17 protein-coding genes are annotated in these 23,964 nt (G+C 49.9%); 7 read left to right on the forward strand and 10 right to left on the reverse strand.

Features of this window, described 5'->3' with window-relative positions; all coding sequences use genetic code 11:
- The 4 genes from ABEB26_RS22485 to ABEB26_RS22500 form a co-directional block, all read right to left on the reverse strand.
- The coding region (locus tag ABEB26_RS22485; RefSeq protein WP_345724332.1) for a tetratricopeptide repeat protein at positions 1 to 4,080 on the reverse strand (4,080 nt) is incomplete at its 3' end.
- A gap of 210 nt (positions 4,081 to 4,290) precedes the next feature.
- Positions 4,291 to 4,683, reverse strand: coding sequence for a response regulator (locus tag ABEB26_RS22490; RefSeq protein ID WP_012191745.1), 393 nt, complete (start codon positions 4,681 to 4,683; stop codon positions 4,291 to 4,293).
- Between the two features lie 11 nt (positions 4,684 to 4,694).
- The gene (locus ABEB26_RS22495) at positions 4,695 to 5,228 is read right to left on the reverse strand and encodes an HNH endonuclease (protein ID WP_012191744.1); all 534 of its coding nucleotides are present in this window, start codon (positions 5,226 to 5,228) and stop codon (positions 4,695 to 4,697) included.
- A 135-nt stretch (positions 5,229 to 5,363) separates the two neighbouring features.
- Complete coding sequence (locus tag ABEB26_RS22500) at positions 5,364 to 6,341, reverse strand: aldo/keto reductase (protein ID WP_345724333.1); 978 nt, start codon at positions 6,339 to 6,341, stop codon at positions 5,364 to 5,366.
- 806 nt (positions 6,342 to 7,147) lie between these two features.
- On the opposite strand from ABEB26_RS22500, the gene ABEB26_RS22505 reads away from it, so the two are divergent.
- Complete coding sequence (locus ABEB26_RS22505) at positions 7,148 to 7,612, forward strand: hypothetical protein (RefSeq protein WP_345724334.1); 465 nt, start codon at positions 7,148 to 7,150, stop codon at positions 7,610 to 7,612.
- Positions 7,613 to 7,674: 62 nt separating this feature from the next.
- On the opposite strand, the gene ABEB26_RS22510 is transcribed toward ABEB26_RS22505, so the two are convergent.
- The 4 genes from ABEB26_RS22510 to ABEB26_RS22525 all read right to left on the reverse strand — a co-directional run bounded on the left by ABEB26_RS22510 (position 7,675) and on the right by ABEB26_RS22525 (position 12,096).
- Complete coding sequence (locus tag ABEB26_RS22510; RefSeq protein WP_345724335.1) at positions 7,675 to 8,832, reverse strand: carboxylate-amine ligase; 1,158 nt, start codon at positions 8,830 to 8,832, stop codon at positions 7,675 to 7,677.
- Positions 8,833 to 8,938: 106 nt separating this feature from the next.
- Positions 8,939 to 10,300 carry a hypothetical protein gene (locus tag ABEB26_RS22515; RefSeq protein ID WP_345724336.1) on the reverse strand — a complete coding sequence of 454 codons (1,362 nt, stop codon included), beginning with the start codon at positions 10,298 to 10,300 and terminating at the stop codon, positions 8,939 to 8,941.
- Positions 10,301 to 10,553: 253 nt separating this feature from the next.
- Positions 10,554 to 11,552, reverse strand: a complete 999-nt coding sequence (locus ABEB26_RS22520; RefSeq protein WP_345724337.1) for an ATP-grasp domain-containing protein — start codon at positions 11,550 to 11,552, stop codon at positions 10,554 to 10,556.
- Between the two features lie 172 nt (positions 11,553 to 11,724).
- Positions 11,725 to 12,096: a helix-turn-helix domain-containing protein gene (locus ABEB26_RS22525; RefSeq protein WP_012192347.1), complete on the reverse strand. Its 372-nt coding sequence runs from the start codon at positions 12,094 to 12,096 to the stop codon at positions 11,725 to 11,727.
- 459 nt (positions 12,097 to 12,555) lie between these two features.
- On the opposite strand from ABEB26_RS22525, the gene ABEB26_RS22530 reads away from it, so the two are divergent.
- The 4 genes from ABEB26_RS22530 to ABEB26_RS22545 all read left to right on the forward strand — a co-directional run bounded on the left by ABEB26_RS22530 (position 12,556) and on the right by ABEB26_RS22545 (position 16,180).
- Positions 12,556 to 13,839, forward strand: coding sequence for a hemolysin family protein (locus ABEB26_RS22530; protein WP_345724338.1), 1,284 nt, complete (start codon positions 12,556 to 12,558; stop codon positions 13,837 to 13,839).
- Entirely contained in the window at positions 13,829 to 14,236 is a 408-nt protein-coding gene (cdd, locus tag ABEB26_RS22535; protein WP_345724339.1) for a cytidine deaminase, read from the forward strand. The genes ABEB26_RS22530 and cdd overlap by 11 nt, the downstream gene beginning before the upstream one ends.
- 137 nt (positions 14,237 to 14,373) lie before the next feature.
- The gene (locus ABEB26_RS22540; protein ID WP_345724340.1) at positions 14,374 to 15,366 is read left to right on the forward strand and encodes an aldo/keto reductase; all 993 of its coding nucleotides are present in this window, start codon (positions 14,374 to 14,376) and stop codon (positions 15,364 to 15,366) included.
- Between the two features lie 268 nt (positions 15,367 to 15,634).
- Positions 15,635 to 16,180, forward strand: coding sequence for a PadR family transcriptional regulator (locus ABEB26_RS22545; protein WP_345724341.1), 546 nt, complete (start codon positions 15,635 to 15,637; stop codon positions 16,178 to 16,180).
- Positions 16,181 to 16,236: 56 nt separating this feature from the next.
- Here ABEB26_RS22545 and ABEB26_RS22550 read toward each other — a convergent pair whose 3' ends face one another.
- A complete protein-coding gene (locus ABEB26_RS22550; protein WP_345724342.1) occupies positions 16,237 to 18,387 on the reverse strand; it encodes a hypothetical protein in 2,151 nt (716 codons plus the stop codon).
- Positions 18,388 to 18,645: 258 nt separating this feature from the next.
- Entirely contained in the window at positions 18,646 to 20,256 is a 1,611-nt protein-coding gene (locus ABEB26_RS22555; RefSeq protein WP_345724343.1) for an ATP-binding protein, read from the reverse strand.
- Between the two features lie 345 nt (positions 20,257 to 20,601).
- Here ABEB26_RS22555 and ABEB26_RS22560 point away from each other — a divergent pair, with 345 nt between their 5' ends.
- Positions 20,602 to 20,979 carry a response regulator gene (locus ABEB26_RS22560; protein WP_345724344.1) on the forward strand — a complete coding sequence of 126 codons (378 nt, stop codon included), beginning with the start codon at positions 20,602 to 20,604 and terminating at the stop codon, positions 20,977 to 20,979.
- A gap of 39 nt (positions 20,980 to 21,018) precedes the next feature.
- Complete coding sequence (ppc, locus tag ABEB26_RS22565) at positions 21,019 to 23,808, forward strand: phosphoenolpyruvate carboxylase (RefSeq protein WP_345724345.1); 2,790 nt, start codon at positions 21,019 to 21,021, stop codon at positions 23,806 to 23,808.
- The last annotated feature ends 156 nt before the right edge of the window (positions 23,809 to 23,964 follow it).

Genomic DNA, 23,964 nt, shown 5'->3' on the forward strand with positions numbered 1-23,964 from the left:
CGTTTCACTGGTTTCCCCATTCAGCATCGCGATTTCTTCGGCGCTCAAGCCCAAATCGGTCAGTGAGAACGGGGTCATTTCTGGCTCGACTTCGACGCTTGGTTGCTCAAACTCAAAATCATCGAACCCGAATCGAGCTGGTTCTGCTGCCGCCGTTTCACTGGTTTCCCCATTCAGCATCGCGATTTCTTCGGCGCTCAAGCCCAAATCGGTCAGTGAGAACGGGGTCATTTCTGGCTCGACTTCGACGCTTGGTTGCTCAAACTCAAAATCATCGAACGAGAATGGCGCTGGCTCTTCCGCCGCCGTTTCACTGGTTTCCCCATTCAGCATCGCGATTTCTTCGGCGCTCAAGCCCAAATCGGTCAGTGAGAACGGGGTCATTTCTGGCTCGACTTCGACGCTTGGTTGCTCAAGCTCGAAGTTATCGAACGAGAATGGCGCTGGTTCTTCCGCCGCTGCTTCGCTCGTTTCCCCATTCAACAGCGCGATTTCTTCGGCGCTCAAGCCCAAATCGGTCAGTGAGAACGGGGTCATTTCTGGCTCAGCGTCCGCACTTGGTTGCTCCAACTCGAAGTTATCGAACGAGAATGGCGCTGGTTCTTCCGCCGCTGGCTCGCTGGTTTCGCCGTTGAGCATGGCGATTTCTTCGGCGCTCAAGCCCAAATCCGTCAGCGAGAACGGGGTCATTTCTGGCTCAGCGTCCGCACTTGGTTGCTCCAACTCGAAGTTATCGAACGAGAATGGCGCTGGTTCTTCCGCCGCTGCTTCGCTCGTTTCCCCATTCAACAGCGCGATTTCTTCGGCGCTCAAGCCTAAATCGGTCAACGAGAACGGAGTCATTTCTGGCTCAGCGTCCGCACTTGGTTGCTCCAACTCGAAGTTATCGAACGAGAATGGCGCTGGTTCTTCCGCCGCTGGCTCGCTGGTTTCACCGTTGAGCATGGCAATTTCTTCGGCGCTCAAGCCCAAATCCGTCAGTGAGAACGGAGTCATTTCTGGCTCGGCTTCCGCACTTGGTTGCTCCAACTCGAAGTTATCGAACGAGAATGGTGCTGGTTCTTGCGCAGCAGACTCACTCGTTTCCCCATTCAACATCGCGATTTCTTCAGCGCTCAAGCCCAAATCGGTCAGTGAGAACGGAGTCATTTCTGGCTCAGCATCCGCGCTTGGCTGTTCAAGCTCGAAGTTATCGAACGAGAATGGCGCTGGTTCTTCCGCCGCCGTTTCGCTCGTTTCACCGTTGAGCATGGCAATTTCTTCGGCACTCAAGCCTAAATCCGTCAGCGAGAACGGAGTCATTTCTGGCTCAGCGTCCGCACTTGGCTGGTCGAAATCGCCAGCAATGAAGTTTTCAAGTGGCTCTTCGGTTTCATAGGCTTCAGCCTCATCACCGGAGAACTCCTCGTCCATATTAATCACTTCATCGCCATCGCGAATTTGAATGCCATTATCGTGCAAGGCCAAAGCGATGCGGTCGATTTCCTCAGTTTGTGATTCAGGATCATCGAATTGATTGATGATATCGGTCAAATCGACATAGCCTTGTTCTTGACCAATTCCCAAGAGCGCATCAAACACCGGGTCATCGCTTTGATTTTGGCCAGCTTGCTCAATTGCCGCAATTTCCTCTGCCGATAAACCAATATCGTTCAAGGAGAAGGGTTGTGAGCTATCGCTTAGTTCGCGCACAGGCTCTTCGTAGGCTTGGGGTTCTTGGTCGAAACCCAAATCGTCGAGCGAGAATGGCTGCAAACCACCATCAAAACCATCATCATCGACGGCAGCTGGTGCTTGATTCATTGCTTCAAATTGAGCAATTTCATCAGCATCAAGCCCCAAATCGGTCAAGGAGAAGGGGGTCATATTTGGCTCTTCTTCAACCTTGGGCGTGGGTTCAGCTGCAGGTTTTGGATTAAACTCGCCTGAATAAAGCGCTTGCTCCTCAGGATCAAGCCCTAAATCATCGAGCGAGAATGGTGTAATGCTTGGCTCATCGAAGTTGAAGCCTTGATCATCGTTAGTTACCGGCGCATCAAAACCAAATTCATTTAAGGAAAATGGAGTTAAGCCCGATTCATCGTTGGTTGGGTCAGTGGGCAAAGCACTATCTTCGCCAGCTTGTAACAAGGCAATTTCATCGTCGCTCAAACCAAGTTCAGTCAACGAGAAGGGCTTGATTTCCAATTCTTCATCGACTTGGGTTTGCGGTTGGCCGAGATTGCCCATGGCGTTGTAATCGGCAATTTCATCGGCATCCAAGCCCAATTCAGTTAATGAGAAAGGCGTAATTGCTGGCTCAGTATCAGCAGTGTGCAGATCATGCTCATCATAATTACGCAAATCAACATCATCATTCGAGAAGAAGTTCATCGCCTCATCGTCAGAATCGGCAGGATCATAGACTGGCTCAACCAATGGTGGCAGGGTCTGAGTCTGCTTCTTAATCACCATGCGGTTGAAGATTCCAGCATCATCTTCTTCATCTTGGTTGAACTCTGGTTCAGGTTGCGCTCCAAAGATCGAACGCGAGCGTGAACGTGGTTGTTGCCAGCTAAAGCCGCTTGATTCTTGATCGGTATCGGGGAAGCTGGGCAAATCGCGGCTGAAAGGCATGCTTGGCTCTGATGGTGTATCGATTGAATCGAAACTCAGTTCATCAAGCGAGAATGGCTTTAAGGTATTTGGTAAAGCCAAATCATCATCTTGGGCTTTCGAGCTCGTTTCAGGCTGTACATCATCAAAATTTTCCAAGGAGAAGGGCTGCAATTGCTCAGGCAACTTGCCAGTATCCGCGCCAGTACCTGGAATATCGTCGATGCTACTTTCATCCCAATCGCCAAAGCTAAAGGGCGTTAGATCGCCTGGCAACTCAAAATCATCAGCGCTGGCAACGATCGGCTCTGGTTCAGGTTTGGTTGGAGCAACCACAGGCTCGGGCGCAAGCGTTGGTGCTTTATTGCTAGGAACATCATCAACTTCATCGAGCGAGAAGGGCTGAAGATCTAAACCCAAGTCGTCGAGATTGAAATCGACATCGTATTCTGGCTCAGCGATTGCAACCGCTGCTGGTGGAGGGCTAGCGGGTGCTGCCCCAAAGTCGCCAAACAACAAGCTGCGCAAGAAATCATCGTCGGCGTTAGCCGCAACCCCAACCGCAACTGGAGCAGCCTCGACTTCAGCCAACCAAGCGGCGGCTGGCGCTTTGCTCGCTTGTTCGGCGGCCAAGCGATCGCGCTCGGCTTGTTCGGCAGCTTCGCGGGCAAGGCGTTCTTTTTCGGCCTTTTCAGCTTTCTTGGCTTTCCAAGCGGCTTCATCGAAGGCCTCGATTTTGGTATCGGGGGCTTCGACTGGTGGCAGCATCCCATCGAACAAGGCATAGGCCACGCCTTGGCTGGGGTCGAGTTGCTGGGCATGTTGCCACAGCTTACGGCCTTTGGGGTCACCAGCGGCCAACAAATGATAGCCCAAGATCAAATTGGCCTTGAGCATATCGGGGTAATCGCGCAGAATATCGCTGGCAACCTCGGCGGCTTCAGCCTCTTGGCCATTGCGCCAGAGTGCTTCAGCGAGCGCTACCGCAATATCCACCCGCTTGGGGTCATCGGCGAGCACATCGTTAAATTCCTGAATCGCCTTATCGAAGCGTCGTCCGCGCACATACATACGCCCGAGACCTGCCTTTTTTAGCAAGATTCGGGCGTTTTCGCTACCCCAAGCCTCGGTATACAAACGCAACACTTGCGAACGCAACTCAGGCAAATCGGGCTTAATTTCAAATGCTTGCTCAAACTCGCGGATTGCCGCTGCGAGGTTGCCTTGACGCTCGTAAGTTACCCCCAAGCCCACATGGACAGGGATATTTTCGGGGTCAGAACGTAAGACCCGTTCAAAGGCTTCGACGGCTTTGGCTAAATCTTGGCGGTTAAGATACGATTCGCCGAGGATACGGTACGCTTCAAGATAATAGGGAAACGATTCAAGCAGATGCTCACTCGCACCAATGGCACGCTCCTCCTTCCCTGTTTCGAGAGCAGACCGTGCTTCATCGTAGAGTGCTTGGATCGTGGTGAGAGCCATGCCGCTCCTCCCTGCGCTGTGCATCCAGCGCATCTGATAATCCGTGTCGATCAATTAATTTATAGATCGTGGATTTGGGCGAATTGCTAAAGAATAATGGCGTAAAATGCGAAAGTATTATAGCGTACCCGTTGATGCTACGCAAGCAGAAATAGCATTACAGTGCGCTAATTCGCATTTTTAGGCCAAATTAACTACGGCTTTTTGTCGTTAGGCTGCCACTTGCCAAAGTGGTGCGACCCGCCCTATGGCCTGACGCAATTCATCAAGCGTAAACGGTTTGGGCAAAACTACGGTTAATGGATCGTTATTGAGATCAGCTTCTTGATGCACGATGCTATTAATCGCAGCGGTGCAGATGATCACTGGTAGGCTGTGGGTTTGAGGCTGAGCACGCAATTCACGCCAAACGTTCAACCCATCCATTCCCGACATCATTACATCAAGAACCAGGAGTTCTGGTGGGTTTTGTAACAACTTTGGCAACGCTTCGAGGCTCGAAGCCCAATGGTGAATTTCCTGAATGCCAAGGTATTGCAACATCACATCGATTAACTGCTGAAATTCACTCGAATCATCGACCACCGCTATGCGCTGTAACATACCACAACTCCTTATTGATCGTCCTCCACGGTCTGAAAGGACGCAGGCAGAAATTTACGCCATTCTTCAAGACCAAGCCCATGCATTCGGCGTTCGATTAAATAGTATGGGCTAGCAAACGGGCGAAAGGGTGGCCGAATTAAGCGCATTCGTGCCTCCTCGGGAGTTCGCCCACCTTTGCGATGATTACACGTTCGGCAGGCGCTTACAAGATTTTCCCAGCTATGTGCACCACCTCGATGGCGCGGCAACACATGGTCAAGCGTGAGATCAGCACTGCTCCGATTACAATATTGGCAGGTGTAGTGATCGCGACGGAAAATTTCACGGCGAGAAAGCTTGACATTAGGCAAGGGACGACGAATCATATGGCCCAATCGGATGACCGACGGACAAGCAATGGTGTCGTTGGTCGTGTGCAACACGGCGTGGTTGTGTTCCAACACTTCGGCTTTACCACCCAACACAAGCATCAAGGCACGGCGTGCAGAGCAGATATTGAGTGGCTCGTAATTATGGTTGAGGACGAGTACGGGAGAGTTCATCGCGATCAGACTCCTTCGACATGGAAGATGCGATGTAGTTGCCCGTGGTATTGTATCATTGCCCCTACGCCTTGGCAACGTCCCTCAGCAAAAACCAATCTTACGATGGAGCTTCGTCGGTCATCCGTATGATGTTTAGACGTTCTCCCAAGCACTTAGGTTGTCCAAAATGGCCCGATCTTCGCTACTCAACTCAAAATCGGCTGCGCCCAAGGTATCGTGGAGTTGGCCACTACTGGTTGCCCCAATAATCGCCGAGGTGATCGCTGGTGCACCTGTGACCCATGCCACTGCCAGTTGGGGAATGGTTTTTTGGTGCTTCTCAGCTAACACTTCTAGCTGATCAATTAATGTCCACAATGGCTCGCTCAAGCGTTTGTCATCACGGCCACGTTCAGCAACCCGCGTGCCCTCAGGGATGGGCTGATCACGCCGAAACTTGCCAGTCAACAAGCCACCTGCCAGCGGGCTATAGACAATCACCCCAACCCCATACTTGGCGCAAACAGGTTGTAATTCGCGCTCAAACTCGGCTCGATTGAGCAAATGATAATGTGGTTGCAGTGAATCGTAACGGGCAAGATTCAGTTTATCGCTTGTCCATAGGGCTTCCATCAATTGCCATGCGCGATAATTCGAGCAGCCAATGTAGCGCACTTTGCCTGCTCGTACCAAATCATCAAGCGCTCGCAAAGTCTCGTCGATTGGCACTTCGCCGTCGGGAAAGTGGGTTTGATAGAGGTCGATATAATCAGTTTGTAAGCGCCGCAAGCTGGCATCAACTGCTGCAATAATATGCTTGCGCGAAAGCCCTTGATCGTTCGGCTGATCGCCCATTTGGCCGCGCACTTTGGTTGCAAGCACCACTTTATCGCGGCGACTTGGCTCCTCGGCCAGCCAACGCCCGATAATTTCCTCAGTTTTGCCAGCATACGAACGTGGGTCCCAACGCGAATAAACATCAGCAGTATCGAAGAAATTGATTCCAGCATCGAGTGCTTGACTCATAATTGCAAACGATTCTGGCTCTTCAACACTCCAGCCAAAAGTCATTGTACCCAAGCATAATTCCGAAACTTTAAGTCCTGTTCGGCCTAATTTGCGATAGCGCATGGATCTTCCTCCTACATTTAAGTTTTTTAACCACGAAGCTGTGGCTATGGGCTATGGGCTATGGGCTATGTGTAATGGTTTATCGCGTTAACAACGGTCAGTATGCCCTCACCCCCCAACCCCTCGCCCACTGCGGCGGGCGAGGGAGCACTCCTGGAGCGGTTCCCCCCTCGCCTCGCGGGCGGGAGAGGGGGTGAGGGGGTGAGGGGGTGAGGGCACGAGAATTGGTTGTTAATCTAATGAACCATTACAGCTATGGGCTATGGGCTATTGAAAATCCCACAATATGTTCCGATAGCATGAAGCCTATGGCTACACATTAAACCTTCTGATCCTTGGATTCTGCCCCTCGTGAATCAAAAGTCGCAAGATCGTAACCAAAGCTGCGACTTTTTTGCGACTTTTTTAGCAAGCCTCGCTGCTATACTCTTTTGTGAGCGAAGAACTTTGAAACACAAACTAACCAGCAATCAAGGAGGTCTGAGTTACTGATAAGGAATTGAACGGTAGTGCGGTGAGAGGCGCTACCCCTGCTCAAAGCTAGTGCGGTGAGAGGCTCTAGCTCAGGGCAAATCTGCGAAACAACGGCCCGATGTTGTGCCATAGCTCGCAGCCTTATCAAACATTCAAACTAAAACTTAAGCTACTAGTGGTTGTGATCGTTTGAGCAGTGCTACGGCGCTGCTCTTGGCTTTTTAGCTGCATCCTTGCAACGATTCTGCTCTAAATCTGCTACTGCTGCCGATCAGCAATCACTATACTCAAAACTGAGTGGAATAGCGAATTAGATTGAATAGGAGAGAGTAATGCTGAGAAAATTGATCATCACAATCATAGGAGGTAGCCTTCTGATATTTGTGTTGCTGATGGTGTTTGAGCCAGTTCAAGCGTATGCAGCACTTGGCCCAATCGACGATTTTCCCATTTATCTCAATAGTTCTAACGTTCGGCATAATGGCCAAGCAGTGCATTATTATTTGTTGCAACAGCTTGAACCACGTGAGCTTGAGGATTTTCACATCAATGCGCTAGCTAAACGTGCTTGGCACTTGCAAGCAACCACAATCAACCAACCAGCAATAAGCATGCGCTTTGAACATGCTTCAATCAAGGGTTTTGTCGAGCTGACAATTTCACATCACGTTGGTGGGTGTCAACCAGATTGGAGCGAGGTGTATGCTCGTTATGTCGATCCGCAGAGCGCTCCAGTTGCCTCACCAACATTAAATATTCGCTGGCGAGTCAATCGGTTTGGTTGCGATAGCGCCTAAATTAAGCCAGGCAGAAAATCCAACCCCTCGCCCACGACAATGGACGGGGGGTGGGATTGCGTTTAGCCGCTGACTACTTGAGTTGCCTGATCGAGCGGTACGCCTTCCATCGTTTCGCGAATCAGTTGATCAACGACCGCTTTGATGTCGCCAGTTTCTTCGTAGGTGCGCAGTTGGCGTTCGGCGCTGGTGCCATGCTTGAGCACTTGGTCAATATAATCGACCGCTGAGCGCGAGCCAAGGTCATCGACCACATCATCAACAAATTCACGCAATTCGGCCATCAGATCATGGGCTGATAATTCTTCGCGGCGGCCAAAATCGATCAGCTTGCCACCCATTCCATAACGAGCCGCCCGCCATTTGTTTTCGTTGATCAAGGCGCGACTGTAAACGCGGAAGGTTTGGTTTTGGCGGAATAAGCTGTAAATTTTGACAAAAATCGCCTGAACCAAGCCAGCGATCATAATTGCTTCGTCAACTTTGGTGGCAATATCGCAAATCCGCACTTCTAGCGTGCCAAACATCGGGTGTGGCCGCGCATCCCACCAGACTTTTTTGCCATTGTCGATGCTATGAGTTTTGAGCAAAATGTTGATATATTGCTCAAATTCGGCATACGATTGGAAGGTATCGGGAATGCCAGTGCGTGGAAAGTTGGTAAAGATGATTGAGCGATACGATTGAAAACCAGTTTTGCGGCCCATCCAGAAGGGCGATGAGGTGGAAAGCGCCAATAAATGCGGCAGAAAGTAACGCGCCACATTCATAATTTCGATGCAGGTTTCGTTATCGGGCATGCCGATGTGCACATGCATACCAAAAATCAACAAGCGTCGCGCCGCCTCTTGCATCTCCTCGATCACGCCATAATAGCGCTCGTGGGGGTAAATATCCTGCTTTTGCCACGACGAAAATGGGTGTGTGCCAGCAGCAGCAATCCGCAAGCCTTTGCTCGCAGCCAAACTGCCAATTGCTCCGCGCAAACGAATAATTTCGGCACGAGCTTCCTCGACCGTGCGACAGACATGCGTGCCCACCTCGACAATCGATTGATGCATTTCGGGCTTCATCTGCTCGCGTAAAATCAACTGACCCTCGTCGAGAATTTGGGTAATGTACGATTTTAATTCGCGGGTTTCAGGATCGATAATCTGATATTCTTCTTCGATCCCAATCGTAAAAGGAAAATGCGGATGCCCTGGATCACGATATTCCATAAGATCCCCCGTTGGTGTGTCAGTTGATAGTGGGCTTTGAGTGGGTTGCTGCCAGTGGTATTGCCCTTAGAATAGTTGATGTTTTTGTGCTTGTCTACGGTGAGATTTAGCTTGGTTTAGCGAGCTGAAAGGTTGGTGTGGTCGAGCCGCCGCCTGCGGTCACATTCAGCAATGTCACCGTCGATAAGCGCGTCAGACAACCTTGAACTTCGCTGCCAAATAAAAACGGATCGGTATCGACCAAGCGCTGGCCGATGTGCAATTGACCATCGACCATAGCCGGATAATCTTCGTAGGCGATTACGACCCGCTCTTGCACCACAAATGGCTCAGTTAAGGCCTGTTGTAGCGCCAAATCCCAAGCTTCGGCCTCGGTTTCCCAGCCAATCGTAATGCCTTGGCCACCATAATCGTCGTTGGGTTTGAGCAACAGCCGATCGCGGTTTTGACGGATAAAATCCAGCAGATCAACCTCGGTGCCAGCATAATCGGTACGTCCAGCGGCCACCCGCCGCGTCCAAGGAATATGCTGGGCAAGCTGTTGCTGGGTCGCAGTGCTAATTCCAGCGGCGCTGGTAATCGCCGGATCAGACAACAAGCCAAAGATCATTTTCTTGTGCAGCAACTTGGCGCGAAAATTATTGGCCAAGCAAATTGCTCCATCGCGGTAGGCCTGAGTTAATGGGTGGTCGAAGGCTTCATTGCCTAAACGCTGCAAAAATTCGGTCGTCAACAAGCGTTTATACACAAAATTAACTGGTGTGTTATTGGCATACAGCGTGCCAGCGGAGTAGCGCAAATCTTCCGGCGCACAAATCACGCTTTTCAAGCCATGCTCAGCAAAATATTGCTGAAATAGTTGAAACTCCGAGAGCGTTGGCAAGCCATGCCAATCGACAATTGCAATTTTTGGATCGCCTGTGCCGCCCCATTCGCGATAAACCGCCAAAAAAGCTTCTAATAAGCGTTGACGAGCAGGCAAACTTTCAACCTGATAGTGGCGTTGAAACTCTTGCATAATCGGCAATTGCTCGAACACCTGCGAAAGAATATCCTCGTAGGCAATTGCGGCGGGGCTTTCGGCGTTATATTCGACAAATTGAAACGAGCTGCTATCGCTGGTTAAAAATGAATCAAGCCGTGAAGAAACGCTCAATTCACGGTAGCCAGGCTCATAACTAATTAATTGATGTTCACCCTCGGTCAAGGCCAGCAGATCGAGTACCTCTGGCGTGCGCAAAGCATACTCAACCACCGTGCGCGACGCTTCGGCCACCAACTGCGAAACCCGCGCGATCAGGCTCGATTGCTCAGCACTGAGAAAATGTGGCCGTAGCACATTGCACAACGGACGTGTGCCAAAAAAAAGATTTTGTTCTTGTTGTAGGCTGGTGAGACGTTCTTGGGAAGCACGAGCGAGATCGGGCGTGAGGAGGGCGTGATAATCACGAATCGCTTGCTCTAACATAGGCCGCTCCATGAATAGCAACAGCGAACATAGCCGAAGGTATTTAAATGGGCTATGTTCGCTGGCTTGTAGCTGTAATGGTTCATAGCATTAACAAACATTTTAGCGTTCCCTCACCCCCAGCCCCTCTCCCACTGCGGCGGGCGAGGGGAGCACTCCCTGAGCGGGTCCCCCTCGCCTCGCGTGCGGGAGAGGGGGCTAGGGGGTGAGGGATAATCAGCATTGCACCCTAATGAACCATGACTTGTAGCGATTATTCTTCGCTGGGTTTGCTTGAACGCGCCTTGGGTTTGCTCGTCGCCGTCAGCAACGAGTTCCATTGATAAGTTACTTTAGTTTGTTTGCGCTTGCCTAAGGCATAATCGATACACATATCAGCCATGGCATTGACCACCCACGGGAAGTAGTGGTCGGTCAAGGAGTTAATATCCATATCGGGAGCTGGGTTGGTAAAATCGATGGCGTAGGCGATGCCATCCTTAATCGCAAACTCAACCGTGTTCATATCGTAACCAAGAGCCTCGTTGAGTTTGCGTGCGCCATCGAGCACCTGTTGGCCTTCTTCAGGCGTGAGGAAACTAGGCTCGTGGAAATAGCGATGCGGCCATGGTGCATTAGCATCAAACTTCATTACCATAAAATGCTCTTTGCCAATACACATCACGCGGGCATATTTTTCCCATTCGATACATTCTTGCAGCATCATGCACTCGGTGCCAGTAGTGTTATAGGCATCGTACAATTGATCATACGTATAGAGCTTAAACACTTGCTTAAAACCGCCGCCCCAAGCTGGCTTGAGAATTACCGGAAAGCCCCCGACCGCCTCGACATGATCTTCCCACGGAATCGGATAGATCAAATTGCGCAACGATTCATCGACCACGCCTTCGACATATGAATGTGAGGGCAAAGCAATCGTGCGTGGATGTTTGACCCCAATCGCATCGGAGAGCGAAGCACCAAAAAACTTATCATCGGCACTCCACCAAAACGGGTTATTGACCACAACCGTGCCTTGGAGCACAGCATTTTTGAGATAGGTGCGATAGTAGGGGATTTCGTGGGAGATCCGATCAACGATGACAGCGTACTCGTTTGGCTCGTTCATGGCCGTCCCACCCAATTGCAGGTACTCGGCGGTTACGCCAACATTACGCCGATTGACTTCCTCGATAAATGCTGGCGGCCACGACCATTCACGCCCAACCATGACCCCAATTTTCTTATCAGCTTTTTTTGCTTTTGCCAAGCAAAACCTCCTTGTAGCGGACTAGGCTTTGAGGGAAAATTCTGTGGGTATTTTTGTGGATGCTGCTTCGTTGCGAGGCGCATCATAGCATATCCAGCCTTGCTACGCCAAAATAGCTCCAGCAGCATTCTCGATCAATTGCTAGCACAAGCAGATTATTGACCATCAATCGCTAGTTATTACGCTTATCATCGTTACGATCTTGTAAATCGCGCTGAAACAAGACAAATTCATAAACTTGCTGGCGGCGATCAGGGCTAAGCGTAGTAAAAATTGAGAGCAATGCTTCTTGTTCACGCCGCGAATCGGAGTAGATTTTGGTTTCAGTCGAGGCTGCTTCGCTAATCATTTCTAAGGCAGTCGTCCGAAATACTTGAGCCAAGCCTTCAACTTCGGCAATTCGTGGTGAAGTATTGCCAGCCTCAACCGCGCTAATGTATGAGCCAGAAACTCCAACTTTTGCGCCTAAATCATTTTGGGTTAAGCGATCGCGAGAGCGTTTGCGTTTGATAATTGCGCCAATAGCCTCACTCAAACTAGCCATGCCAATCTCCTATCTTGCTGCTAATTCGGTTGCGATTCGCTTGCATTGTACAAGAAAACCCAACAAAAAAGGAAGAATTATGAGGGATGAGGGATGAAGTAAACTCCATAAAAAATGAGCAACCATAAAATTTAACCGCGAAGAATGCGAAGGTGAAGATTTTAATGCAGAGACGCAAAGCATGTGGAGCTGTAGGCTGATAGCTATCGGAACAATTTTTGATATTTCCAACCAATCGCCGATAGCCATAGCCCCCTTCGTGCCCTTCGTGGTTAAAAATCTGAAAACGTTAACGGTTGGCCTCTTGCATTCACCCACAATATGCCTCATACTGCATAGTACCGAAATATATACTCTAGTTCGAGGAGGACGAAGGCGACAATCTGGATTGTTGCTGCTGCGTCCACAACCAGCCAGCCATAATAACGCCGTAAGGCCCGATTGAAGCCGATTGAACCCATGGACCCTGCATCTAGTTTAGAGCTGCTTGGGCTTGCGATGTGTCTCATTATTGTGAGTGTCGCCTCAGCAGCCGAAGCAGCGCTCTCTACTATCTCACGCCATCGAATGAATACGCTGTTGGAGAACGGCGAACGCCGCGCCAATGTGGCGATGCGCCTGTTGGAAGACCCCTATCATCTACGAATTGGGACGTTGTTGCTTAGTACAGTTGGGACAATTGGGGCAACAGCGCTGCTCTTGACTTTTGTCGCCAATCGCACTGGTTGGCAACAAGCCTCGTTTCTGTTGATATTTCTGCTGGTTTGGCTCACCATCGGCACAACCTTACCTAAAACCCTCGCCACCGCCTATCCCGATAGTATGGTGCTTTGGACGGTGCGTCCATTGCGGATTTTGCTGTGGTTGGTTGCGCCAATGCAATGGCTGTTACGCCAAATTGCCCGCCCAATTGGCCTGGTGACTGGTCAACATCCTCACATCGTTACCGAAGAAGAACTGAAATTAATGGTCAACGTTGGCGAAGAAGAGGGCGTGATCGAAGCTGAAGAGCGCGACATGATCGAGGGCATTTTTGAATTTAGTGATACCGCTGTGCGCGAAGTGATGGTCCCACGGATTGATATTGTCGGTTTGGCAGCGACCGCATCGATGGAAGAAGCGCTGAATTTGTTTATTAGCGCTGGCCACTCGCGGTTACCAATCTACGACGAATCAATTGACCATGTGCTCGGAGTGTTGTACGCTAAGGATCTGTTTCCGCTGTTGCGTGATGGATTGCGTGATGCGCCATTACGCTCCTTGGTACGCCAGCCCTATTTTGTGCCCGATTCGATCAAAGTTGATGATTTGATGCGGGCTTTGCAAAGCCGCAAAGTGCACATGGCGATTATCGTCGATGAATATGGTAGCACGGCGGGCTTAGTCACAATTGAGGATTTGCTGGAAGAGATCGTTGGCGAAATTCAAGATGAGTTCGATAGCGAAGAAGCACCGATTCAACAGCTTGGCCCTCACGAATGGCTGTTCGATGGTCGGGTCTCGATTGATGCAGTCAATGATGCCACAGAGTTAACATTAATCAATGACGATGTAGATAGTCTCGGTGGCTTCGTTTTGTCAATGTTAGGCTCAATGCCCAACGTCGGCGATGTTATCCAAGTTGGTGATACAACGATTGAAGTTGTGACCATTCAAGGCTTGCGACCACAACGCCTGCGCGTAAGCTTAGCCCATGCCGAACACGAGCTAGCCGAGGTTGGGAGTAATACCGATGATGGTTGACTACCAAGCCCTGTTGGCCAACGCCAAAACCGCCCGCGAACGAGCTTACACGCCATACTCACGTTTCAAAGTTGGCGCGGCAGTGCTGACAGCCAGCGGACAAATATTCCATGGTTGTAATATTGAAAATGCAGCTTATCCGGTCTGTTTATGCGCTGAACGCTCGGCCCTCGCTGCGGCTTGGAGCGCTGGCGAAATTGAGTTTATCGCACTAGCGGTCGTTGCCGATACGCCTGGCCCAGTTGCGCCCTGTGGTATGTGCCGCCAATTTATGTTTGAGCTAGCTCCCGATCTGCCTGTGCTGCTGGCAAATTTGGCCGAGCAAACCCAACATACCACGCCACGCGAGTTGCTACCTAGTGGCTTCGCTTCCGAAAGTTTAAACCACAACCGTTAGCTTAAAAATATTATTCGACCAAAGCCCTTGTGTTGCACAGGGGCTTTTTGCATTGCCCAAAATTGGGGATTGACTTAGAGCGCACACGAATGTTTAGAATGCCTACAACAACAAATATTTAGCAGGGAGATACGCGCATGCTCAAGCGAACCATTGGCAAAAGTGGGATTGAAGTCAGTGCTTTGGGCTTAGGCTGTTGGGCGATTGGCGGCCCATTCAATCACAATGGCAATCCATCTGGCTGGGGCCAAGTTGACGATGCAGAATCAATTCAGGCGATTCATGCAGCGCTTGAATTAGGGGTTAATTTTCTCGATACCGCCAATGTCTATGGTTGTGGTCATAGCGAGCAGATTATTGCTCAAGCCATCGCTGGCCGCCGCGATCAAGTGATTCTAGCAACTAAATTTGGCAATAGCTGGGCTGATGGCAGCAAAGATTCCTTCGAGCAAATTCCGATTAGCCCTGCCGAAATTCGCCAACAACTGGAAGCCAGCCTCAAACGGCTCAATACCGATTATGTCGATTTATTGCAATTTCATTTGTGGGGCTATCCGGTCGAAGATGCTGCTCCAGTTCGCGATACGCTCGAAAGCTTGGTGAGCGAGGGCAAAATTCGCGGCTATGGTTGGAGCACCGATCGGCTTGATGCGATTAAACTCTTTGCTGAAGGCCCACATTGTATTGCTGTGCAACAACAATTGAATTTACTGCATGGCCATAGCACGGGCGAGAGCGATGCAATTATTGCCTTTTGCGAAGCCCACAATTTAGCCAGCATCAACCGTGCACCACTAGCGATGGGCTTGTTGACTGGAAAATTCACTCCCAGCACTAGCTTTAGCAGCGACGATGTGCGCAGTAAAGTTGAATGGTTTGAAGGTTTTCAGGCTGGCAAGCCCAATCCTGAATGGCTCAAAAAGCTCGAAGCCTTGCGCGAAGTATTGACCAGTGAGGGCCGCACGCTAACTCAAGGAGCTTTGGCTTGGTTATGGGGGCGCAGCAGCCAAACCTTGCCAATTCCAGGCTTCCGCACCGTCGCCCAAGCCAGCGAAAATGCCAAGGCACTGCAATTTGGCCCATTGAACCCCGCCCAAATGCAGCAAATTGCTAGCATTTTGCAAGCCTAAACTATTTGTTTGTTTAACCACGAAGAGCACGAAGAGCACGAACCATGGCTTTTGGCAGAAGGCTCTAGGCTATCGGAATAATTTTGTAGGATCTCAATAACTTCGATAGCCAATAGCCAACAGCCTAGAGCCTACCCATCTTCATGTCCTTCGTGGTTACATTTCATCCCTCATCCCTACAATGCTTCCCCCCTGAATTCACCTTGACAAACCCCTGATTGTTCAATAATCTAGATAGACACTATTCTACTACTAGGATATACGTGCTATGAAAAAGTTGACTCAGGCTGAGGCGGCGATTTTAAGCTTGTTGGCAGAGCAGCCACGCTATGGCTATGAGCTCGAACAAATTATTCAGGCGCGGGGGATGCGCTCGTGGACGGAAATAGCCTTTTCGTCGATCTATTATTTGCTTAAAAAGCTTGAGCATGCGCAATTGGTCGCGGGCGAAACATCCCAAGGCGATGGGCGGCCATCACGCATGGTCTACAACATTCTACCAAGTGGGCGGGTTGCTTTGCAAGAGAGCCTGCGCACAATGCTGAGCGTGCCGCAGCAACGTTATTCAGCCTTGCTGTTGGGCATGGCCAATTTACCATTGCTTGAGCTAAGCGAGGTTGTGGTTGCCTTGGAGCAATATTGTGAGGAGTTACGGTCGCAAATTGGGCGGGTGCACCAACGTCGCGATGAAGAACCAACCCTACCTTGGCATATTCATGGCTTATTCGATTATACCGAAACCATGATTCAGGCTGAGCACGATTGGCTAACAAATTATTTAGCCCAGATTCGGCAGCAACTTAACCAAGCTTAGACCAAACAGCACCTAGGCTGCTTGAGGTACCAAGCAGCCTAAGTAGCTAGCTAAAATTATTTTACAACTTGGGGAATGAACAATTGATATGGCAATGGTTCAGGCTCAGCAGCAAGCCGAAAACTCGCCACACCTAAACTTGGGTTTGCTCCAACATGAGTGAAATTACCACTCAAATAGAGATAGTTTTCGGTAATTGCCATGTGTTCAACGGTACCGTTGGGCCTTTGGCTTGGGGCTTGCCAGCTATTGCCATTCCAACGCACGATGCTGCCAAGCTGTTGCTCACCGGCTTTACTAAATGCCCCAGCAACATATAAATAGCGATCGTTGATGTTGGCGAGCTGTAATGGCGCACCATCAAACTCAAATACCATGCTATTGCCGGTGTTTTCGAGCCGATGCAACTGATTGCCATTGGTGAAATACAGCTGATTGCGCCAAGTTACAAATTGCGGCATCGAGCCATTGCTTTGCACAAACAGCCCAGTAAAATCGACCCAAGCCGAACCATTCCAGGTGTCAAGATCAATTTCCCACCAATCATGGTTTTGGGTGATCATCAGCGAATAGATGCGATTATTGGCATAATAGATCTTGCGAAAGTCGGTTTTTAGCCCCAATTCACGCCATTCAGAACCATCAATCGCCACTACCCCACTCACTGGTTGGCTATTGATCATGGTTATGCCATTGGCCAAAAGCTCGGTTCCCGAAAGCGTCCAAGTAGTTGTCTGACCAATTAATTGCAAGGGAGCACTCAACGCACCAGTCGAATCAAATTGCCACAGCGAACTGCTCAACGAGCCTGAGGTTTGATAGGGATAGGGGTAAGCCAAATAGGCACGATCATCACTCGTGGCGAAAAGGCTCGCCATCCCCTGCAATGCATAGCTCGTTTGCCATGACTGACCATCCCACTGTTTGAGCACATTCGGCCAATTGGGTTTAATAACTGGCTGACCTTGAATACCTGTGAGATCATCGAGCCGTGGATATACGCTGGTGCTGGCGAGTGGCGTGAGGGTTGTGCCATCCCAATGGACTAATTGGACAGCGCTGCCATCCAGTTCAAAATTACCAGCAAGATACAACCCATTGGCATTGCCAACAACTGCATTGATGGTATTGATCGTCATTGGCAGATTGACCCGTTGCCATTGGTTGCCGACTAAGCGCCATAGATCGCTGACGGTATAGGCATATAAATCGTTGCTTTGAGCCACACCCACCACAAATTCTTCGATCCAACCACCAAACGCTTGCCACTGATTATTATTCCAACGATAAATCATGGTTTGCCGCGGATCAAAGTCGTTGACCCACGTATAGAGCGTCGTCCCAATTCGCCCAATCTGATCACGTGCGACATTTGGGCCTGGTACGCTAGCGTTTTGCCAGCTTGTGCCATTCCATAAACCTAAACCTTGAATTGGCGTTTGATTGACGCGGCTCACACTGCCACCAGCAAAAATCGTATTGGGAATTGCATCGAGATCGCTGATTACGCCATTAAAATCGCCAAATTCGCCAAAGCCAGTTGGTCGCCAATAGGCTGTGCCATGGGCAGCTAGGCCATTAAATGTATCAAAATTACCACCCAGATACAGCGTATCGCTCAGGATTTCAATATCATAGACTTGCGAAACAACATTGTTGCGATACGAATCGTTGATGCCACTGATGCCAGTACCAAAAGCTTGAAATTGGCTGCCATCCCAACGGGCGAGGCCATTCATCGGCTGCCCAGCAAATTGACGAAAGCGCCCAGCAACCACCAATTGGTTTTGGTAGCTATCCATGGCATTGATCGTATCCACATCGTTAGGTTGCAAACCATAACCTTGCCAGGTTGTACCATTCCACACGGCGAGGCCATTAAACAATTGCCCATTGAGATAATTGAATTTACCTGCAACATACAAACGATTATTAGCATCAAGATGCAACTTGGTAATCGTGCCAGCGGTCGCTAAACTATTGCCAAAAGCCGTATTCCATGTGCCACTAATCACGCTGCTGTTGGTTAAGGTTAAGGGCGAGGATTGGATGCTTGCTGGTTCAAAAGCCCTGTCTGTTGCTGAGTTGAGCAGGTAGTTCGGTGTATGCTGGGGCTGTTGGGCTTTGACCGTGCCCAAATTGAGAAGGATACCAATTAAGATTAAATAAAACCCGATCCTGCTTCCGACGATCCGTTTCCGCGCCATTGCTGAACTCCAATAGGCATCTGCATGCCGCTAGCTATTCCTAGCCAGGTGTAGTGGGCTACAATATTAATCAACTACTACTACCTCGCCTCGTAAGTAGTATAGAAAGTCTGTCAATGATTTTATTAAAGCCACTCAATTTTATTACTACAATAATTAATACAATATCTAGCTATAGTTATTAATTATGTCTGGTTGATTAAATATAAACAGCCTGTCGATACAACAGGCTGTTCTATAATAATCGACTGAAACTGATTAATCGAGCCGGACTTTGGCTCCGAAGTTTTTGGCTTCTTTGCTCACAAAGTAGGTGCCACAAGCTGCATCAATCAAATCGGGATTGAAGGTCACTTGTTCCATATTATATTTGGCGATGCTGATCATCTGATCGAGAATGTCGCGCGGTTGACACATACGAAAGGGGCGATCATCGGGCTTATACCATTTTTCAACCAAATAATCTAAGCCCTTGGGATCAAGGTTGATCTTGCGGCCTTTGCACACCAACGACCAAATTTGTCGCCATTGCGATTCATCGGGGTCGCGCACCTCAATTTTGAATTTGATCCGGCGCAAGAAGGCTTCATCTGCAACTTGGCTAGGGTCGAGGTTGGTCGAAAAAATCAGCAATTGATCGAATGGCACTTCGATTTTTTGGCCAGTAATCGTGGTCAAATAATCGTAGCGCTTTTCGAGCGGCACAATCCAACGGTTCAGCAAATCCATCGGGCGACATTGTTGGCGGCCAAAGTCGTCGATCAAGAAAATCCCGCCATTGGCTTTCATCTGGAAGGGTGCTTCATAAAAACGCCCAGTTTCGTTGAAGGTCAAATCGAGTGCTTCAAGCGTCAGTTCGCCCCCGACCACCACCACGGGCCGTTTGATTTTAGCCCAACGCAAATCATAGGCCGAAGTGCCGATATTGGCCTCTTTATCGACCAAGGTATGCACAATGCTATCGTAAACTTTGATAATTTGGCCATCGGCATCAATCGCATAGGGCACGAAAATATCATCGCCCATCAGGCGGGTGATTCGTTCGGCGATACTGGTTTTGCCATTGCCAGGGTAGCCAAACAAGAAGATCGATGCGCCCGAATTGACCGCTGGCCCAACTTCATTCAACACTTGGTCGGTGATAATCAAATCGCTAAAGGCTTTGCGAATATTACGTCGCGTGATCACCATGTTTTTGATCGTTTGAGCCTTGACTGATTCTAAAAATTGTTCGAATGGAACTGGAGCAGGCCCGCTGTAGTTGCTTTTCTTCATGGCATCTTCAGCAGCCTGCGAGCCACGTGGAGTCAAAATATATTCGTAATTGGTATCGCCAAAGCCACGTTGCCCCGCAATATCGATATATTCCGAGTTACGCATTTGGGTGATCACCGGATCGACCACGCTATAGAACAAGCGTACTTCTTGAGCTAGCTCCATCCCCGTGACCCGCGAACGGTTATAAATCACCCGTAGCAATTGGTCCTGAATTTGCGTTCGATTCAGGCCAGTTTCTTCAATCGTGGTTGGTACTTTGGGGTGATAGCTATTCCCCGATGGGGCTGAGCCGTCATCATTCGGCACATCCCCCCCAAGTACCCGCGCACCGCTCAATTTGCCGCTAGCTTGAGCCTCAGCCACAAGCGCATCAAGCTGTTGTTTGTGCATATTTAAGTGGCGCGTCGCCTCATAGTCGTTCTGCTCACGCGCTTCCTTCAAGCAATCATACAGGGCACGAGCGACGGCATACTTAATTCCATCGACATACATATGATGCAAATATTCGCCCGGTCGCACGTAGCAGTCGGGTGTATGATCATTGCGGGCTTTCATTTCGTCATACGAACGCGCATCGAGTAAAAATCGCATGCCTCACATCCCTTCGTTTACTGCGCTTGCAGCAAGCGTTGCTAAATTCTCAAAATCATCTAATTGATTATAGGGGGCAAAAATCACCCCATGCAAGCACGACTTTGGGGGGAAATGGTTAAAGTACCTTAATCCCCTCTGCTTGGCCTACTATCGCCGATGACCATAACAGGCCAATACTGCTAATTGTGGGTGGGGGTTTTACGCCAACCAACGACTCGCCGCAATATGCTATCGTATAGTCATTATTGTACTACTACATCATATCGTAATTATTCACGATTCTTTAACCACAAGACCATGAGTTGCTAAAGAACTCGTGTAGGATGAGCAAGGAGCGCCAGTATGTTTAAATCAACGCCGCAGAGCGCACAAATTATGATTATTGAAGATAGCGCGACTGTGCGCGATATGCTTGCGCATATCATTCGCGACGATGGCTATCAGGTTGCAACCTACACAACTGCCGTGGATGGGTTAAAATACCTCCAGTCCAGCCAACCGCCGCGTCTGATTTTGCTTGATCGGGTCTTGCCGTATATGTCGTCGGAAGAATTTCTCGAGGCATTGCAAGCCGAGCCACGCCTCAGCGCGATTCCAGTTGTGATCATTTCAACCTATTTATATGACGAACCAGCGCCGCTACCGTACACGGTTGGCTACCTCGAAAAGCCAATCGCGATCGATGATTTGATGCGTGTGGTGCGTCGCTATTGTGATTAGGCTGCGGCCAACGTGCCGCTTATGGTTTGGAGTGTGGCGATGTATACACCTGAAACCGACCGCACGCCGCTTTCAATGCTAATCCATTCCCTCGGGCATGTGCTTGGCGATGTGATTGTGGCGCAAGATGGGGTGTCAGCGTTTGAGCTTGAAGAAGATGTGCGCCAACGCACCAAGCAACGCCGAAGCGATGGAACACTGCAAGAGACTCAAACCCTGACTGAGTTGATTAGTCAATTACCAGTTGCCCAACTTATGGGGCTGATCAAGGCTTTTACGCATTATTTTGGTTTGGTCAATTTGGCCGAAAGTGTTGAACGCTTGCGGGTGCTAGCCGAGCGCGACCGCCAAAATGGCGATGCACCACGCTCTGAATCGGTCGAACTGGCGTTGCAAGAGTTGCGTGATCGCGGCATTACTGCCCAGCAAGTGCAAGATTTGCTAGATCATGCCGAGATTCGGCCAGTGTTTACCGCCCACCCGACCGAGGCCAAACGCCGAACAACGCTCAAAAAACATCATCGGATTGCCGAGGCGGCACGCCAATTAACTGCTGATACAACCTTTCAACGTCAACGCGAACGCTTGCTCGAATCAATTCGTGAGGAAGTTATCTCGCTGTGGCAAAGCGATGAAGTGCGGATTATCAAGCCAACCGTGATCGACGAGGTAAAGAATAATCTCTACTACTTTGAAGAATCGCTGTTTGATATGATTCCGCAACTCTACCGTGATACTGAGGACTCGTTGCGCCGAATTTACCCTGAGCACGAATGGCGCGTGCCAGCCTTCTTGCGCTTTGGCTCGTGGGTTGGCGGCGATCGCGATGGTAATCCCTTTGTGATTCCTTCGGTCACGGTTGAAACGCTTAAATTGTTGATGGGCCGTTCGTTGCGTGAGCATATTCATTCAGTTGAGCGCTTGAGCCATCGGCTAAGCCAATCGTCGCGCCAAGTGCCGATTAGCGAAGAATTAGCTCAATCGTTAATCCACGATGCGCCGTTGTTCCCTGAATTGGCCCAAGTGCTGGAGCGGCGCAATCCGCATGAGCCATATCGCCAAAAATGCTCCTATATTCACGCCAAATTGCATGCTACCTTGGCCTATGTTGAGCGCTACGAGCCAGATTGGGCACGTGGCGGTCATCGCCCAGCTGAGGGCATTTGGTATGCCAATGCCAACCAATATCTCGCCGATTTGGCGACCATGGAATATAGCTTGCGCACCAATGGCGCGGCCTCGGTGGCCGATGGCTTTTTGCGCGATATTCAATGCTCAGCCAAAGTCTTTGGTTTGCACACCGCCACGCTGGATATTCGCCAACATAGCAGCCGCCACACCAACGCCCTGAGCGAAATTTTTGAATATGCAGGCATCTGCGACGATTACGCTAGCCTAAGCCAAGCCGAACGTACCGTTGTTTTGGAGCGCGAGCTAGCCAATAATCGTCCGTTGATCCCAACCCATCTCTACTACAGCCCCGAAACAGTTGAGATCATCGAAACCTTCCGCACAATTCGCGCGGTACTTTCCGATTTGAATGCTGAGGCCATCGAAACCTACATCATTTCGATGACTGAAGGCCCAAGCGATATTTTGGCGGTGCTGTTGCTAGCCCGCGAGGCCGGTATTTATCAGCCAGGCGAGCATAGCTGGCTGAATATTGTGCCATTATTTGAAACCGGAGCCGACCTGATCGCCGCGCCGGAGATTATGCATACGCTGCTTTCGAGCGAAGCCTATCGCCAACATTTGGTGCTGCGCAACGATGTCCAAGAAATTATGTTGGGCTATAGCGATTCCAACAAAGATGGTGGTTTTGCCGATGCTCACTGGGCCTTGTATTTAGCCCAAGTGGCCTTGGCTGAAACCTGTTTCCGCCATCGCGTGGCCATGCGTTTGTTCCATGGTCGTGGCGGAGCGGTTGGCCGTGGCGGCGGGCCGGCCAATCGGGCGATTTTGGGCCAACCACCAGGCACAGTCGGCGGGCGAATCAAAATCACTGAACAAGGCGAAGTGATTAGCGATCGCTATGCCGAGCCAGAAACGGCCTATCGCCATCAAGAACAGATTATCAACGCCGTATTACGCTCATCATTGGGCGTGAGCATCGCCCATATCAGCCAAGAATGGCACGACGCGATGAGCAGCCTAGCCCAAGTATCGCGCAAAGTCTATCGTGGCTTGGTCTACGATCATCCACACTTCTTGGAATACTTTCGCAATGCGACACCAATTACCGAAATTAGCCGCTTGAACATTGGCTCACGCCCAGCCAGCCGCAAAGCCAGCGACCGCATCGAAGATTTACGGGCGATACCGTGGGTCTTTAGTTGGATGCAAAGTCGGCATACCTTGCCTGGTTGGTACGGCTTGGGCAGCGCCTTGGAGCACTTAATTCAAGCCGATGCCAATGGCTTGACCACCTTGCAAGGAATGTACAACGATTGGCCATTTTTCCGCACCATGCTTGATAATGCCCAAATGATTTTATCCAAGGCCGATATGGATATTGCGGCGCAATATGCTCTGCTTGTGCCCGACCAAGCCTTAGCCAACGAAATCTTTGGCTTGATCAAAACTGAATACACTCGCACCGTTAAATGGATTTGCGAGGTAGCTCAAATTAGCGAGCTGTTGGATACCAGTCCAATTTTGAAGCACTCGATCAAGCAGCGCAACCCCTATGTTGACCCATTAAGTTTCGTGCAAATCGAATTGCTACGGCGTTTACGTACCGATCCCGATGGGCTTGAACATAGCAATCTTGAGGATGCAATTCTGCTCAGCATCAATGGGATTGCCGCAGGCTTGAAAAATACTGGTTAGAAGTCAGGGGCCAGGGATCAGGAATTGAAACACGCGAAGATCACCAAGAGGAATTTTAACCCAGAGTCGCAGAGTGTGGAATGGCTAAAGGATCTCGGCTATCGGAACGTTTTATGCGATTTCAAACAATCTCCGATAGCCAAACGCCAACAGCCC

The sequence above is a fragment of the Herpetosiphon gulosus genome (assembly GCF_039545135.1).
Classification (GTDB): Bacteria; Chloroflexota; Chloroflexia; order Chloroflexales; family Herpetosiphonaceae; genus Herpetosiphon; species Herpetosiphon gulosus.